14 protein-coding genes are annotated in these 14867 nt (G+C 46.3%); 8 read left to right on the top strand and 6 right to left on the bottom strand.

Annotation, left to right across the window (positions count from 1 at the left end; translation table 11 throughout):
- Positions 1-5 precede the first annotated feature (5 nt).
- The 3 genes from V5G21_RS05065 to V5G21_RS05055 are packed head-to-tail and all read right to left on the bottom strand — an operon-like array spanning position 6 to position 3997.
- On the bottom strand, positions 6-1844 hold the full coding sequence (locus tag V5G21_RS05065; protein ID WP_095236633.1) for an LTA synthase family protein: 1839 nt from the start codon (positions 1842-1844) through the stop codon (positions 6-8).
- The gene (locus V5G21_RS05060; protein ID WP_095236634.1) at positions 1837-3450 is read right to left on the bottom strand and encodes an aminotransferase class V-fold PLP-dependent enzyme; all 1614 of its coding nucleotides are present in this window, start codon (positions 3448-3450) and stop codon (positions 1837-1839) included. Before V5G21_RS05060 ends, V5G21_RS05065 begins: the two co-directional genes overlap by 8 nt.
- A gap of 1 nt (position 3451) precedes the next feature.
- Positions 3452-3997 carry a glycerol-3-phosphate acyltransferase gene (locus V5G21_RS05055; RefSeq protein WP_011248130.1) on the bottom strand — a complete coding sequence of 182 codons (546 nt, stop codon included), beginning with the start codon at positions 3995-3997 and terminating at the stop codon, positions 3452-3454.
- 340 nt (positions 3998-4337) lie between these two features.
- Between V5G21_RS05055 and V5G21_RS05050 the strand changes: the two genes are divergently transcribed.
- Together V5G21_RS05050 and V5G21_RS05045 are read left to right on the top strand one after the other, a co-directional pair.
- Positions 4338-5354 (top strand): serine hydrolase domain-containing protein, encoded by a 1017-nt coding sequence (locus V5G21_RS05050; protein WP_244835512.1) that lies wholly within the window; start codon positions 4338-4340, stop codon positions 5352-5354.
- 157 nt (positions 5355-5511) lie between these two features.
- Positions 5512-6402 (top strand): PhzF family phenazine biosynthesis isomerase, encoded by an 891-nt coding sequence (locus tag V5G21_RS05045; protein WP_011248129.1) that lies wholly within the window; start codon positions 5512-5514, stop codon positions 6400-6402.
- 72 nt (positions 6403-6474) lie between these two features.
- Here the strand turns inward: V5G21_RS05045 and V5G21_RS05040 are convergent, their stop codons facing one another.
- Genes V5G21_RS05040 through V5G21_RS05030 form a run of 3 tightly spaced genes read right to left on the bottom strand, consistent with a single transcriptional unit; the run spans position 6475 to position 8893 of the window.
- On the bottom strand, positions 6475-6852 hold the full coding sequence (locus tag V5G21_RS05040; RefSeq protein WP_095236636.1) for a thiol-disulfide oxidoreductase DCC family protein: 378 nt from the start codon (positions 6850-6852) through the stop codon (positions 6475-6477).
- A 51-nt stretch (positions 6853-6903) separates the two neighbouring features.
- Positions 6904-7911, bottom strand: coding sequence for a Gfo/Idh/MocA family protein (locus V5G21_RS05035; protein ID WP_095236637.1), 1008 nt, complete (start codon positions 7909-7911; stop codon positions 6904-6906).
- Between the two features lie 55 nt (positions 7912-7966).
- Complete coding sequence (locus tag V5G21_RS05030; RefSeq protein WP_011248126.1) at positions 7967-8893, bottom strand: helix-turn-helix domain-containing protein; 927 nt, start codon at positions 8891-8893, stop codon at positions 7967-7969.
- Between the two features lie 122 nt (positions 8894-9015).
- Here V5G21_RS05030 and V5G21_RS05025 point away from each other — a divergent pair, with 122 nt between their 5' ends.
- From V5G21_RS05025 to V5G21_RS05000, 6 genes are all read left to right on the top strand, one after another.
- The gene (locus tag V5G21_RS05025; RefSeq protein WP_095236638.1) at positions 9016-9762 is read left to right on the top strand and encodes a sugar phosphate isomerase/epimerase family protein; all 747 of its coding nucleotides are present in this window, start codon (positions 9016-9018) and stop codon (positions 9760-9762) included.
- Between the two features lie 14 nt (positions 9763-9776).
- Positions 9777-10889: a Gfo/Idh/MocA family protein gene (locus V5G21_RS05020; protein WP_011248124.1), complete on the top strand. Its 1113-nt coding sequence runs from the start codon at positions 9777-9779 to the stop codon at positions 10887-10889.
- Positions 10890-10903: 14 nt separating this feature from the next.
- Positions 10904-12208: an ABC transporter substrate-binding protein gene (locus tag V5G21_RS05015; RefSeq protein WP_095236639.1), complete on the top strand. Its 1305-nt coding sequence runs from the start codon at positions 10904-10906 to the stop codon at positions 12206-12208.
- 11 nt (positions 12209-12219) lie between these two features.
- Entirely contained in the window at positions 12220-13146 is a 927-nt protein-coding gene (locus V5G21_RS05010; protein WP_094425771.1) for a carbohydrate ABC transporter permease, read from the top strand.
- A 10-nt stretch (positions 13147-13156) separates the two neighbouring features.
- Positions 13157-13993, top strand: coding sequence for a carbohydrate ABC transporter permease (locus tag V5G21_RS05005; RefSeq protein ID WP_035202970.1), 837 nt, complete (start codon positions 13157-13159; stop codon positions 13991-13993).
- Positions 13994-14090: 97 nt separating this feature from the next.
- Positions 14091-14849 (top strand): sugar phosphate isomerase/epimerase family protein, encoded by a 759-nt coding sequence (locus V5G21_RS05000; RefSeq protein ID WP_095236640.1) that lies wholly within the window; start codon positions 14091-14093, stop codon positions 14847-14849.
- The last annotated feature ends 18 nt before the right edge of the window (positions 14850-14867 follow it).

The following is a 14867-nucleotide window of genomic DNA, read 5'->3' as shown; positions in this document are numbered from 1 at the left end:
AATAATTAGTCAAGAAAGCGGAGTAGATCGCCAAGTAAAATTTCATCAGAGAGCGACAACTGCTCTCGGACAATTTCTTGATCTTTGGCACAGTATGTTTCCTCTACAGGCTGTTCGGTTTTACGGTCATAACAAGTATGGTCTGCATACAAATACTCCTCAGACACAAATCGGCCATCGCGAAAGATAATCGGCACGTCGCTAGGGCGGGTGAACAAGTCGTAGCTAAACGTTAAGTTTTCATTGGCAGAAAGGCCTAAGAGTTGAAGCAGTGTCGCATGAATATCGATTTGTCCACCTTCGGTTTCAATCGTTTGTCCAGTTTGCCCAGGAATATGGATAATGAGTGGTACTTTTTGCAAGTCCAAATGAGTTAGTGTGTTTTCTTCTTGGTCAAGCAATGTGTGAACGCCGCTTTCATATTGGCGGGAAATCCCGTAATGGTCGCCGTATAACAAGAAGATGGTATCTTCATAATGGCCTTCTTTTTTGAGATCGGCAAAAAATTGCTCAATCGCTTCATCTTGATAGCGAATGGTCGTCACATAGCGATTGACGACATCGACTCCTGTATCAGCAGGATCAATTGATTGGTCCTCTTGTTCAAGCAAGAACGGGAAATGGTTCGTCAAAGGGATAAATTTAGCCATATATGGCGATTCCAACGTGTTAAGATGGTCAATCGATTGGGCAAAAAAGGGTTTGTCTTTCAGCCCATAGTTGACACTCAACTCATCTGTTACCTCATAATCGTCTTTTGAGAAAAACTCGTCATATCCTAGCGTTTCATACATCGCTTCACGGTTCCAAAAAGTCGCGTCATTGGCGTGGAAAGCGGCCGATGTATACCCTTGTTCTTTCAAGATCTGAGGAAGGGAGCGAAATGTATTTTCATAACGGCGCACAAAGGCCGAGCCACTGGAAAGCGGGTAAAAGCCGGTATCGAGCATAAACTCCATATCCGATGACTTGCCTTGTGCGGTTTGGTCATAAATGTTTGGAAAATAAAAGCTCTCTTCAATCAATTGGTTTAAGAACGGCGTCAGTTCTTCGCCATTTACCGTTTGCCCGATAACGAAATTTTGCGTGGACTCAAGGCTAATCATTACGATATTTTTTCCTTGGGCGAGCCCAAAAACATCCACGTCAGGAGAAGGTTTTTCCTGCATTTCCGCTTTTATGTCAGAAGCGGTTGCTTCGTTGGCCCACGATTCTTTCAGCGGCGCACTAATGCCTTGAGCGAGATTGACCAATTGATAATTATAAAGGCCAAGAGACGCGACAAGTTCATCTCTAGCGTAGTCGGTCTTAAGCAAATACGGATTTTGAATATGGCTGACACCTAGTGCCACCACGAGCGCCACCAATCCTGACCAGGCAAATCCTTTTCCGCGTGGGCGCTCGATTGAGCGTCGTTCTATTTTGGCACTAATGGTGAACCAAGCAACGACAAATAAGTCGATGAGCAATAACAAATCATAAGGTGAAACGAGCTCGGCTGTACTGGATCCGAGTCCACCCACATTGCTGAATTGCAGGAAGACGGACACGGTCAGAAAATCAATGTAAAACCGGTAGTATAAAAGCGTCCCAAACAACAACGCTGTGCATAAGAGATAAACAAGCAAAAACACGAGCGGGCGAACATGCTTGCTAAAGTAAAAACTAAAGCCAAGCAAGAGCATAAGCGAACCGAGAGGGCCGATCAGCAACAAAAAGACGTCGGCGCCATTTTGGATAGGCAACGAAAAAGCCGTTGCCGACACAATCACGGTTTTCAACCAAAGTGCAACAACACCTAAAGGAATAAGATGTTTTGCTAAAAAATGTTTAAGTTCATTCATAACTGCGGACCGCCTGTTCTTGTTTCATTTTTGCATAAATGGTAGTAATGGTTTGAACTGCTTTTTTGGCAAGGCGAGCGTCGATGTGGCCCATTAATGCTAGCTGGAACCAATTGCGTTCAAGTAAATAGGCGCTTTCATAACTGACATGAATGCCGTGTTGTTTGAGACGGTCGCCAAATGCCCTTGCAGACAAGTGGCCAGAAAGATCAACTGTAATGATAGCAGGAGAAAAAGACTCGCCGCGCACTACTGTAAAGCCATTCGCTTCTAGTATAGCCAATATGGACTCACATAAAGAAACATATGGCGGAGCCGGATGGTTTAGTGCTTCATTTAATGCATACAAGCCATTTGAACAATGGGTAAACGGTACACTTTCTGCTTGTTCATATGTGCCAATGTCAAGGTAGGCAGGCAACGAATCATTGGCGAAAGCTGGCTCGTCATGGAAGACAAGGGCAAGTCCGGGATAAGCTGCCAATCCTTTGCCGCTGACTGAACTAGCAAGCCAGACGCCAGATAAGTCAACTGGGACAGAGCCGATGCTGCTGCATGCGTCAAGGCATAAACGAACGCCATGTTTGCCGCAAATCTCTTTAAGGCGGTCAAGAGCATAAAGGCGGCCCGTCGACGTTTCACAATGGACAGTCCAAAGCCAGCCAATCTCAGAATCGGCCTCTAGCCATTTCTCAATGTTTTCGTAAGGGACCGGGCCAGTTTGGGAATGGGCCAATTGGTCAAATGATAATCCCCACCGCTCTGCTTGTTTGACTAATCGCTCGCCAAATTCACCGCTTGTGAGAATGACACCTTTTTGATGTAGCGTTGACAGTTGAGCTGCTACCATCTCATTGGCAAGTGTCCCTGTCCCGACCGCAAGTTCCACATAACGGCCATTTGTTAGCTGGAGCAACTTTTCTTTCGTTTGTGCCATCGCGTGATGGAATTCTTCGGCCCGGTGGGATACAGGAGCCTTTGCCCAAGCCTCTTGCACGGCTTTCAGTTGTGTGACGGGCCCCGGCAAAAACAACTGCTGGATAGGCGCTTGCTGCCGTTCCATTAACTTTTGAAACGCTTTGGTTGAAGCTTTAAAATTTTCTTCTGTTAAATACATCGGTTGGTAACGGGCTTCCCCAGACCCGACAAGGGGTCCAAACGGCACAAAACCAATCCGCTTATAAAGCTTTAATTGCCGTGTTGTTCCTGAGATAAGGGCCATCGTATATCCTTGTTTTAGACAATAAGAAACGAGTTGCTCGCAGAGGCGGTAAAAAACAACCCCTTTGCGGTATGCTTGTTTAATGGAAAGCAGCCTAATTTCGCATAGCTTTTCATCGCTGTTTATGTAAGAGTCAAGGTTCTCTAATTTACTGTCTAACGAAAATGGGCGCGTGTCCCGAACGGAAATCATGCCGATAATTTCTTGGCCGCGCTTGGCAATTATATAAATGTTTTCGTCATTAAAGCGGTCAATGAGCCTCTTATCTGTATTTGGGCGATGCTGTGGGATCTCTTCGACAAATGTGTCGTAATTTAGCGTATGAATTTGATCGAATTCTTCATCTAAATCAGCAATCTTGTATGTAATGGCAGATGTGTCCATCTCAATGCCCCTTTCTGTGAGCAACTAGCACAATCATGAGCAAAAGCGCAAACAAGCCAGCAAGGCTGTATGCAGTTTGGCAAAGCAATGTGAGTGGGATTGTACAAATGGCAATGAAGCCCGCCTCCGTAAACGATCGTTTGCAAGCGCGCAAAACAGCAAGTGCTAGGCCGCATACGACTAAAGCAAGGGGGGCAAGCACAAGCGCAGCCGCCAAATAAACGACGACTCCTTTTCCACCTGAGCGCTGCAACTGCAGCGGCCAAATATGGCCAATGAGTATGGCCAAAGCCATTGCACCAATAACGATCTCAGAAACGTCTAGCCATATTCGCCCTATGGCCAATGGAATGATTGTTTTGAACGCATCGATGACGACTGTGCCAATAAACGCTTTTTTTCCAAAAATACGTCCAGCATTTCGAGCCCCAGCGTTCGTGCTCCCCAAAGTGCGAATATCTTGTTTGTATTTCATATGTCCGATATAGTAAGCCCCGTTTATACAGCCACATGCATAAGATACGGCAACGAGTAGGAAAAATGACATGGAATCGCCCTTTTATAGAGAAGATAGTAATTTTTACCGTTTTATCATATCACACTCTATGAAAAGGATTAAGAACCTTTCTAAAAGATAGAAGGATTTTCGGAAGCAGAAAAGGAAGATGGTCCCCTTGCAAAAAGTTTCAAAAGAAATACCAAACGACGAAAATGGGTCCTTAATGGTTTGAAAGAAAAGACAACCAATTAGCTCAACGGATATGTTACACTTGAGCAAAGGAGGGAGCTTTTAATGCTATACTTAAGCGTAAGACTGAAATGAACCTAACCCTAAATGATCACATTTGTTGACAACATCAATTAAGATCATTTAGGAGGACATGAATATGATGGAAACGATCAAACAAGTAGCGAAAGAAACGGCAAAAGCGGAAACGTTTGCTGGCACGTATTATGTAGTGACTCCAGAAGGTATCGTCACAGACAGTTTTGGCTTTGCCAACCGAGCCGAACGAATCCCGAACCAAACAAATACACGCTATGGCATTGCATCAGGCACAAAGTTGCTAACGGCGATGGCGATTTGCCAACTAGCGGACTCAGGAAAGTTATCGTTGCATGCGAAATTGGCTGATTGTTTAGAAATCGATTTTTTAGCGATAGACCCTGAAATAACGGTGCACCAGCTGTTAACTCATACTTCTGGCATTGCGGATTATTTTGATGAAGAGGTCATGGACGACTACGAGGAGCTTTGGCAGCAAACGCCTGTTTACCAGATGAGGAAGGGGAAAGACTTTTTGCCGCTTTTCCAACAACAAGAAATGAAAGAGAAGCCAGGAACGACATTCCGGTACAACAATTCTGGCTACATTGTTCTTGGCCTTGTCGTTGAACAGGCAAGCGGGCTTTCCTTTAGCGACTATGTGGAAAAGGCGATTTTTCAAAAAGCAGGCATGCCAAGATCCGGTTTTTTCGAAATGGATGCTTTGCCAGAAGGCGCTGCGCTTGGTTACATTGACGAAGAAAATGGCAAATGGCGCACAAATGTATTTTCTGTTCCGGCTAAAGGAGGCGCCGACGGGGGCGCTTTTGTGACAGCACCAGAAATGGCGAGGCTGTGGCAAGAGTTAAGCGCAGGCAAGCTAATGTCTAAGGAAATGGTCGCGTCGCTATTAGCGCCCCATGTACAAGTCGAAGATGATCTTTTTTACGGCTATGGCGGATACATGAAGGGCGAAGCTGGCCGCGTATACAAACATATCTTTATGGGCTATGATCCAGGAGTCAATTTCCGAATGGCTTGTTACCCTGAAACAGGGCATGTACTCGTTGTATGTTCGAACAACTCTGACGGTGCATTCGAGCTGCAAACGGCGATTGAAACCGCGCTCTTCACATAAGAGCCAATGAGGTTCTCTCCGTGTTCAGGCATTGTTTGAAAGCGACAAAAAGCCAACGGCTGAAGCTCGCTTGCAATATGCAACAAACATAGATTTTCGAAAAAACCCCTTCCCGCTAAATAGGGGGAGGGTTTCTTAGGTAGCGGGAGGAAGAAAGATGAAACAGGTACAAGTATGGCATTATGAAGCATTCAGTAGACACAAAGGGAAAGGAAATCCAGCTGGCGTTGTTTTTGAAGGAGATGCGTTAGCAGAAAGAAACATGCAAGAAATTGCTAAGAAAGTTGGCTTTAACGAGACAGCTTTTGTTCTTCACTCTGATGTGGCAGATTTACGCTTGCGCTATTTCACGCCAGGACATGAAATGGATTTGTGCGGCCACGGTACGGTTGCCGCATTGCAAGCACTCGTCGAGGCGGGAACGATTGATAAGCAAACAAAACTTACGCTCGAAACAAAAGCCGGCATTTTGAACATTGAGCTGGAAACTAAGGAAGGGCAGTTAATGATTGCAATGGAACAGGCAGCCCCTCAATTTGAACGCTTCAATGGCTCAGCTGCTAAACTAGCGGAAGCACTTGGCTTGTCTTCATCTGATTTGGACGACCAACTGCCGATTATGTATGGCAGCACAGGCACTTGGACGCTTCTTGTGCCGATAAAAAGCATTCACGCTTTTTCGCAAATGAAGCCACAAAACCGTGAATTTCCAGCGATTTTAACAGAAAAGCCCCGTTGTTCAGTCCACCCCTTCTGCGTGGAAACGATAGACCCAGACGCCGATCTCCATGGCCGCCACTTTTCATCCCCATATTCAGGCACGACCGAAGACCCAGTCACGGGGACGGCATCTGGTGTAATGGGCGCTTACGCCACAATGTATATTTACAGCGGCAAACAAGAGTGGCTTGTCGAACAAGGGCAAGAAATCGGCAAAGATGGCCGCGTTCTTGTCGTGGTTCAGACGGACAACAACGGCAAGCCTCATGTCTCGATTAAAGGGGAAGGCGTTTATGTCGGCAGCTTAATGGTGGAAATAGGCGAATAGCGCTAAACAAGGGAACTTCGCTCTATTCAACTAACGTTCTCGCCGACACTACCACGTTTTCTGCTCATCCTTTCATCTCGGCAGCGCTTGATCAAGCGAAAGTCGTCCAAACCATTGATGGCGATGGCTGGAAATGAAGCGGTAAGTTGCCGATCCAGCTATTTCTACCAAGGAAAAGGAAAGCAACGGAGTGAGCCAGGCTAGTGCTGGCAGGCGGGAGAGGATTTGGCGTATAGCTTGGAAACCAATCCAGACTTGGCCTTCTTTTGACAGGACATAGATTTCGTCATACATATCTACATAGTGTGCTGCTTTTTGTCGTGTTGTTTCGCTTACGGACTGGACAGGAAACCAGCGAAGTTCCCTGTTCCAGTCTAATTTCATAATGACTTTTTTCATGGCTCGGCACAACGGGCATTGGGCGTCATAAAAGACAATATCAGTTTTCATGTCCACTCACCTCAACAACCGTATTGCCGAAAACTGTCCAAGTTAAACACATTAGACGGGTTGCGCGCTTTTTAAGAAAACACGGCGCCCTTCTGTGGCCGATTGCAGCGCAGCTTGATTGATTTGTGTTAAGCGGAGCATATCCTCTCGTGTAATATGCGGCTTTTTGCCATCTTTGATTTCGGCAACCCATTGGGCGATGGCGCTTGGTCCAGGCTCTGGTAGTGTCGGCGTTTGCCAAGATCCGTCGCCAAGTTGGCTGGAGCGGATGCGGACCGAGTGGTCTTCAACGAGCAAACTGCCTTCTGTGCCATGCAACTCAAGCAAAAATGGGCTGGAACTGCCAATAAAGCCGGCTTCGATGATACCGCTGGCGCCAGAATCATAACGGACGATGACTGAGGCATGGTCATCGACTTCACGCCCGGTGAACGAAACCATTTCGCACATGACAGACGCTGCTTTGCCAGCAAGGCGGTTTGTTAAATAAATCGGATGGGCGCCTAAGTCAATTAAGGCGCCGCCTCCGCATTGGTTTTTGTCATAGAAGTGAGGAGGCAGCCACCCGTCTGGATGCGTGTCTGTTGGCAAGGCGCCGCCATGTTCAAGCCGGCAACGGATCGACGTCAACTGGCCAAGCCAGCCGTTGTCAAGTGCTTGTTGCGCATAAATGTAAGACGGGTCATTTAAACGAGGCAATGACAGCATTAACGAGACATTGTTTTTATCTACAGCTTCAAAGATAGCGATACAGTCTTCTTCTGTAAGCGCTAACACTTTTTCAGAAAAAATGTGCTTTTTTGCAGCGGCACAAGCAAGAATCACATCTTTGTGCATAGAAGTAGGCGTGTCGACAATCACCCCGTCGATTTGATCTTGGGCAAGCAATTCATTTAAGTCTTCAAAAAAATCAACCTCTAACGCCTTCGCCCACTGCCTTCCCCGTTCTCGTTCTTCATCCCAGACAGCAACGACAGACAAATTAGGGTTCTCCAGTGCTTGGCTGGCATAATCATTGGCATGAACATGCCAGCGGCTTAACAATGCAACTTGAATCATTGTACTCCTCCTCAGCAGTTATTAAAGTCCATACTAGAGAGTGAGTGAATTGCTGTCAAGACAAAAAAGTTTCATTTTTATCAAACACGCTTTGTTGGAGACGTTTTTTAAAGCGTAAAGGTGAGAGGTGCTTAGCTTGTTTAAAATGCTGGATAAAATAGCTTGTGCTCGAATAGCCGACGCTTACCGCTACCTCTGTAATGCTTAAATCGGTCGTCGTTAACAGTTTCTCCGCTTCTGTGATTCGAATGTAGTTTAGCAGTTCAGTGAACGAACGCCCGGTAATGCTTTTAATTTTTCGAGAAAAATAGCTGTAGCTTAAATTGCAAGTAGCTGCTGCTTGTTTTGCTGTCAACGCTGTAGCGTAGTGGCTTTCTAACAACTGGAACACTTGCCGCATGAGCTGAAAATCGCTATCATTGATCGATTCCGTCCCAACAGAAATGCCTGATTGGCGCCAATGGCGTAAAACCGCTAAAAAAATCGTGCAGATGTGAATCCGGATCGCAAAGTCATAGCCGTAATCTTTGTGTGAAAATTCGTCATTGATTTTTGCAATCGTTGCTGGAATGACAGTGCTCGCCATTTCCCCGCTTTTTAGCAGTGTTTGTGGGCTAGACTTTGACATCGTAAAAGGAAACACGTACTTAGATTCAAAAATGGAGCGAGATGTAGAATACAAGACTTCGGGATCCAATTTAATTACAAGGTACTCGACCTTTTCCCCGCTCTCTCCCCATATTGCATGGACTTCGTTAGAGTTGATTATCACTAAGTCGCCTTTCTCCATCAGGAACGGTTGCCCGCTCACGAAAACACGGGCGCGCCCTGAAAACGAATAGAGCAGTTCAATTGCGTCATGGAAATGGGGACTAGCAATCCGTCGGTTTGGTTCGCTTGTTTGCATATGGCAGTGGATCGGCTCCCGAATGTCATTTCCACTTGGCAATTGTTCTTTGTAAGCATCTAATTGCGTGAACATGCTATCTCTCCTTATGACAAACATTTAATATAATTGAATAGTTCTAGTATATAATCAATTGAGGGGAACATGGTACGATTTTTTTGAAAGAATTCAGAAAACGGTAAAGGTGGTGTGCGAACATGGCTCGAATTGGCTTGCAATTGTATTCCGTTAAAGAACGGTGTGCGGCTGATTTTTTTGGCACATTAGACGAGGTCGCGAGGTCAGGGTATGAAGGCGTTGAATTTGCCGGATATTTTGGCAAAAGCAGCAAGGAGTTAAAAAAGAGGTTAGCAGATAACCAACTCGTGGCGGCGGGGAGCCATATATCGATCGAACAACTAACAGGTCAGTTGGATGAAGTGATTGCTTATGCAAGCGAAATTGAAAGCCCTTACATTATTTGCCCTGGCTTGCCTGAGTCTTATCGGGACAGCGCCGATGCTTATAAACGTACAGGGGAGCTGTTGACGAAAATCGGCGAAAAGGCAGCAGCGGCCAATATTGCGTTCGGCTATCACAACCATGACATCGAACTTACCCAATTTGAAGGCGAATACGGACTTGATCTGTTATTTGCCGCTGCGGACCCACGTTATCTGTTTATGGAGCTTGATACGTTTTGGTTGGAAGCAACGGGGCAGAAGTCGATTGACTGGATTCACCGTTACAAAGACCGGATTAAAATTTTGCATATGAAAGATATGAACAACCTACAGGAATTGCGCAATGTCGAAGTCGGCAGCGGCCTCATGGATTTCCACGGGATTCATGCAGCCGCAAAGCAACACGGTGTTGACTGGTACACGGTTGAACAAGAGCAGTTTGATAAAGATGAGTTTGACTCGATTAAAGAAAGCGCCCAATTTTTGCATTCATTACGATAAAAGGAGCGATTGAAATGGAAGAGCGGACAGTAAGAATTGGCATTATAGGCTGCGGAGGCATTGCCAATGGCAAACAAATGCCGAGTTTGGCTAAAGTGAAAGGCGTTGAAATGGTGGCGTTTTGTGACATTGTTAAAGAAAGGGCAGAGAAAGCGGCGGAAACGTACGGCAGCGAAGGCGCGAATGTGTATACCGATTACACCGAGCTGTTGAAGGATTCATCGATTGAAGTCATCCATGTGTGTACCCCGAATAAGTCCCATGCGCCGATTAGCATTGCAGCGATGGAAGCAGGCAAGCATGTGCTGTGCGAGAAGCCAATGGCGAAAACGGCTGCTGAAGCACGGCAAATGGTAGAGACAGCAAAGCGCACAGGCAAAAAGCTGACAATCGGCTATGACAACCGTTACCGCAATGACTCCCTTTATTTAAAGGAGCTTGTGGAACAAGGCGAGCTAGGCGACATTTACTTTGCGAAAGCACATGCCGTGCGGCGCCGTGCGGTACCGACTTGGGGCGTTTTTTTAAACGAGGAGGAACAAGGGGGCGGCCCGTTAATTGACATCGGTACCCATGCCCTTGATTTGACGTTATGGACGATGAATAACTACAACGTTAAAAGCGTTGTCGGCAATGTTTACTACAAGCTGTCGAATACAGAAAATGCGGCCAATGCTTTTGGCCCGTGGGATCCAAAAGAGTTTACAGTTGAAGATTCGGCATTTGCCTTTATTACGATGGAAAATGGCGCAACGATTACATTAGAGGCAAGCTGGGCCCTCAATACGCTTGATGTCGATGAAGCGAAAACGACGTTGTGTGGCACGAAAGCAGGCGCAGATATGCGTGACGGCTTGCGGATTAACGGTGAAAAATTAAGCCGCCTATACGTAACAAAGCCGGACTTAAACGCTGGCGGAGTCGCCTATTATGAAGGCGGGGCGGAAAGCCAAGCAGACAAGGAAGCGCGCCTTTGGATTGAGGCGATTCGCAACGGCACGGAGCCACTCGTGAAAGCGGAACAAGCGCTTGTTGTCAGTGAAATTTTGGAAGCGATTTATCAATCAGCGAAAACAGGCAAAACCATTTATTTTGATGAGGCCAATGTACCTGCGACGACCAATTAATGGAGGTGCCAATCATGTCTATTCGTTTTCGTTCCTTGAAATGGGTCGGTCTTTTGGCGGCAGTCGCGACTGTTCAAACGGCATGCAGCAGCACAGACACGGGTACAGAAGAGCTTGAGGAAGAAGTGATTACCGTCGAAGGACGGACGACGGTCACTTATTGGCACAATTATACTGGAAAAGGACTGGAAGCCATCGAACAGGTGGCTTCTGACTTTAATGAAAGCCAGGACGACATTTTTGTGCAACCGATTTATAGCGCCTCTTCTGAAGGAGACGACCAGCGGCTTTTGACAGCAATTGCTGGCGGCAATCCACCTGATCTTGCCCATTTCGACCGTTTCAAAGTCGCCCAATATGCGGCAGAGAATTCCCTTGAACCGCTGACGCCTTTTATTGAAGCCGATCAATACGATATGGGGATTTATTATGACTATGCTGTTGAAGAATCGACTTACGAGGGCGACATTTATGCCATGCCGCTCACAACCGATTCAAGGCTGCTTTTTTACAATAAAGACCGCTTTATGGAAGTGGGGCTAGATCCTTATCATCCGCCATCAACGATTGATGAATTAGAAGAGGCGATTGAAAAGCTCTCAACGATTGAAGATGGGCGCGTCCAGGAGCTTGGTATGGTGCCATGGACGGCGCAAGGGTGGTTTTACACGTGGGCGTGGGCATTCGGCGGCGATTTTTACGAACCTGAGACAGGCGAGTTGACGATCAATCATCCGAAAAATGTCGAAGCGCTGGAATGGCTCGTTTCAATTGCCGACAAGTATGACGCAGCGACAGTCACAAGTTTTGACACGGCCCAAGGAAGCAATGAGATGGACCCCTTTATTCAAGAAATTTATAGCATGAAAGTCGATGGCCCGTTCTCGATCTCTACCATTAATCAATACAATCCTGATTTAAATTACGGGGTGACCCCTGTCCCTACGCCAACAGGCGACAATTTTGCGACCTGGTCAGGAGGGATGTCGCTGATCATTCCGAAAGGAGCCAAACACGCTGAAGAGGCGTGGGAATTTATGAAATATTTTGGCAGCGAACAAGGACAGCGTACGTTCAACGAAATGGATCACCAAATGTCGGTGATTGATACGGTCAATGAAGAACTGTATGGCGATGATCCGATTATGAAAGAATTTATTGATATTTTGCCGGATTCGAATTCGCGGCCTCCGATTGCAAGCGGGCAATTGCTATGGAACGAGCTCGACAGGGCAGTGGAGTATGCGATCCACGGCAGAGATGAGCCCCAGGCGTTGCTTGACAAAGTCGCTAAAAAAGTGGCCGAAGAGGAAAATTAGGAGGGTGGAAGATGGCAAAATTGGAAACGGGAAAGGCACCGAGAGTACGGGTAAGCCGCAAGCGTTCGAATGAAAGTTTAGCTGGTTGGCTGTTTGCGTTGCCTTGGATCATTGGGCTTTTGCTTTTTTTCGCATACCCTTTGATTTCTTCAATATATTACAGTTTTACGGATTACAGCATTTTGCAAAGCGGCAAATTTATTGGCTTGGCTAATTACCGCGAGTTGTTTCAAGACGAGTTGTTTTGGATTTCGATTTACAATACCATTTATTTTGCTGTTTTATTCGTGCCCCTGAGCATTATTTTTGGCGTAGCTTTGGCGATGGTGCTGAATATGCGGGTGCGTGGCATGGCTGTGTACCGGACGATTTTCTTTTTGCCGACTCTTGTTCCACATGTTGCATTGGCAATCTTATGGATTTGGCTGTTAAATCCACAATTCGGGTTGGTCAACGCTGTTCTAGACTGGTTCGGCATACAAGGGCCGCCTTGGCTTGGCAGCACATTTTGGTCAAAACCGGCATTGATCTTGATGTCGCTCTGGGGGATTGGACAAGCGGTTATCATTTACTTGGCTGGCCTAAGCGATATTTCGCAAGAGTACTATGAAGCAGCGGAAGTCGATGGTGCAAGCTTTCTGCAAAAGACGTTTTATATTACGCTGCCGTTGTTGACGCCTGTCATTTTCTTCAATTTGGTGATGGGCTTTATCGGCGCGTTTCAACAATTCACACTGCCTTATACGATGACACAAGGTTCTGGAAGCCCTGCTGATTCATTGACATTTTACGTCATGTATTTGTATGACAACGCGTTTAGTTATTTCCGGATGGGCTATGCATCGGCAATGGCATGGATTTTGTTTGTCATCATTATGGCGTTGACGGCCATCGTTTTTTGGAGTTCAAAACGATGGGTCCATTACCAAGGCGATTAGGAGGTGCCGCATGAACACATTGGCAAAAAAACGATTAAAAAGCATCTACGCTCATACCATTTTAATTCTTGCATCGATTTTGTTTTTAGTTCCGTTTGTGTGGATGGTGTCTACTTCTTTTAAGCCGATTACGCAAGTCTTTACGTTTCCGCCAGAATTTTTGCCGCGGCCTTTCCAATGGGAGAATTATATTGAAGCAACGAAATATATTCCGTTTTGGACATACACATGGAACACCGCCGTTATTACAGGATTAAGCACACTCGGAGTTGTTCTTTCCTGCCCGCTTGTAGCCTATAGTTTTGCAAAGCTCCGGTGGCGTGGCCGCAATACGTTGTTTGCGATTACGATTGGCGTCATGATGATTCCGACACAGGTGACGATGATTCCACTTTTCTTGCTTTTTAACCAGTTAGGTTGGGTGGGAACAAACTTGCCATTGATTGTGCCAGCTTTTTTCGGTATCCCTTTTTCGATTTTTCTGTTGCGGCAATTTTTTAAAGGCCTTCCTGACACATTACGGGAAGCTGCAAAAATTGATGGGGCCAGCGAATGGCGCATTTATTGGCAAATCATGTTTCCATTAGCCAAGCCTGCTGTGTTAGCAGTCGCGCTGTTCCAATTTATGGCGGCGTGGACCGATTTTCTTGGACCGCTTATTTACTTGACTGATGAAGCGGCCTATACATTGTCGCTTGGACTCCAGCAATTCCAAAACCAGCAAGGTTCTCAGTGGCATATGATGATGGCCGTTTCGACGCTGATGACGTTGCCGATTATCGTGTTATTCTTCTTTATGCAAAAAACGTTTATTCGCGGGATCACGTTTACAGGCATCAAAGGCTAAACCACAATGAGGGAAAAACAAAAAGCGGTTTTACACAACGAAGAACAAGTGCGTGTGGCTAGAATCGCCTATAGTAGAAGCATAGGGGGCGATACGGGTGAACGAAAAACTTGCAGTAACGGTATTTACTGTTCGTGAACAGTTAAAAACAGTCGGCATTGGCCCAGTTTTTAAAGAGCTTGCACAAATGGGCTATAAAGGGCTGCAATTGTCAGGGTTGCCAGCAGGCTATGACCAAGATGAAGTCGCTTACCATTTAAAGGCTAACAATGTGGTTGCTGCCGGAATGCATGTGCCGTTTGCTCGCTTGACGAATGAGCTTGACCTTGTGCTGAAAGAGGCACAGAAATACGGGACAAACGCTTTGTTCTGCCCATATTTGCCTGAAGAGCTGCGGACGGAGGAAGGGTACCGGGCCGTTAAGGAAGGACTAAATAACGTGGCGCAACAGGCACCTGATTTTCAAATCGGTTTCCATAACCATGCTTTCGAGTTTGAGACAACGATCGATGGGCAAGATGCGCTTAGCTATTTGCTTGAACCGAGCCAAGATAACCGCATTCTAGCTGAAATTGACGTCTACTGGGTAAAAAAAGGCGGTCGCGATCCATATACATTTATTCAGACGTACAGCGGGCGAATGCCAATGATCCACTTGAAGGATATGACGAAAGATGAGGAAGAGACATTTGCCGAAGTCGGAGAAGGGTCGATTCCCTTTTTGCCGATCTTGCAATGGGGCGAACAAAATGGAGTAGAGTGGTATGTTGTCGAACAAGATGTATGCAAAAGGGACCCGATGGACAGCTTGCGCATAAGCCTCGCCAACTTACAGCATTTGGCGACACAGCTTTAACGACGAGTGTATTCTGGC

The organism is Shouchella rhizosphaerae (genome assembly GCF_036700015.1).
GTDB lineage: Bacteria > Bacillota > Bacilli > Bacillales > Bacillaceae_D > Shouchella > Shouchella rhizosphaerae.
The sequence above is the reverse complement of the archived record's forward strand: the minus strand, read 5'-3'. Positions and strand labels throughout refer to the sequence as shown.

Coding starts and splice junctions, on each gene's coding strand:
- V5G21_RS05065 (WP_095236633.1), bottom strand. CDS start 1,844: ATGAATGAACTTAAACATTTTTTAGCAAAACATCTTATTCCTTTAGGT.
- V5G21_RS05060 (WP_095236634.1), bottom strand. CDS start 3,450: ATGGACACATCTGCCATTACATACAAGATTGCTGATTTAGATGAAGAA.
- V5G21_RS05055 (WP_011248130.1), bottom strand. CDS start 3,997: ATGTCATTTTTCCTACTCGTTGCCGTATCTTATGCATGTGGCTGTATA.
- V5G21_RS05050 (WP_244835512.1), top strand. CDS start 4,338: ATGATGGAAACGATCAAACAAGTAGCGAAAGAAACGGCAAAAGCGGAA.
- V5G21_RS05045 (WP_011248129.1), top strand. CDS start 5,512: ATGAAACAGGTACAAGTATGGCATTATGAAGCATTCAGTAGACACAAA.
- V5G21_RS05040 (WP_095236636.1), bottom strand. CDS start 6,852: ATGAAAACTGATATTGTCTTTTATGACGCCCAATGCCCGTTGTGCCGA.
- V5G21_RS05035 (WP_095236637.1), bottom strand. CDS start 7,911: ATGATTCAAGTTGCATTGTTAAGCCGCTGGCATGTTCATGCCAATGAT.
- V5G21_RS05030 (WP_011248126.1), bottom strand. CDS start 8,893: ATGTTCACGCAATTAGATGCTTACAAAGAACAATTGCCAAGTGGAAAT.
- V5G21_RS05025 (WP_095236638.1), top strand. CDS start 9,016: ATGGCTCGAATTGGCTTGCAATTGTATTCCGTTAAAGAACGGTGTGCG.
- V5G21_RS05020 (WP_011248124.1), top strand. CDS start 9,777: ATGGAAGAGCGGACAGTAAGAATTGGCATTATAGGCTGCGGAGGCATT.
- V5G21_RS05015 (WP_095236639.1), top strand. CDS start 10,904: ATGTCTATTCGTTTTCGTTCCTTGAAATGGGTCGGTCTTTTGGCGGCA.
- V5G21_RS05010 (WP_094425771.1), top strand. CDS start 12,220: ATGGCAAAATTGGAAACGGGAAAGGCACCGAGAGTACGGGTAAGCCGC.
- V5G21_RS05005 (WP_035202970.1), top strand. CDS start 13,157: ATGAACACATTGGCAAAAAAACGATTAAAAAGCATCTACGCTCATACC.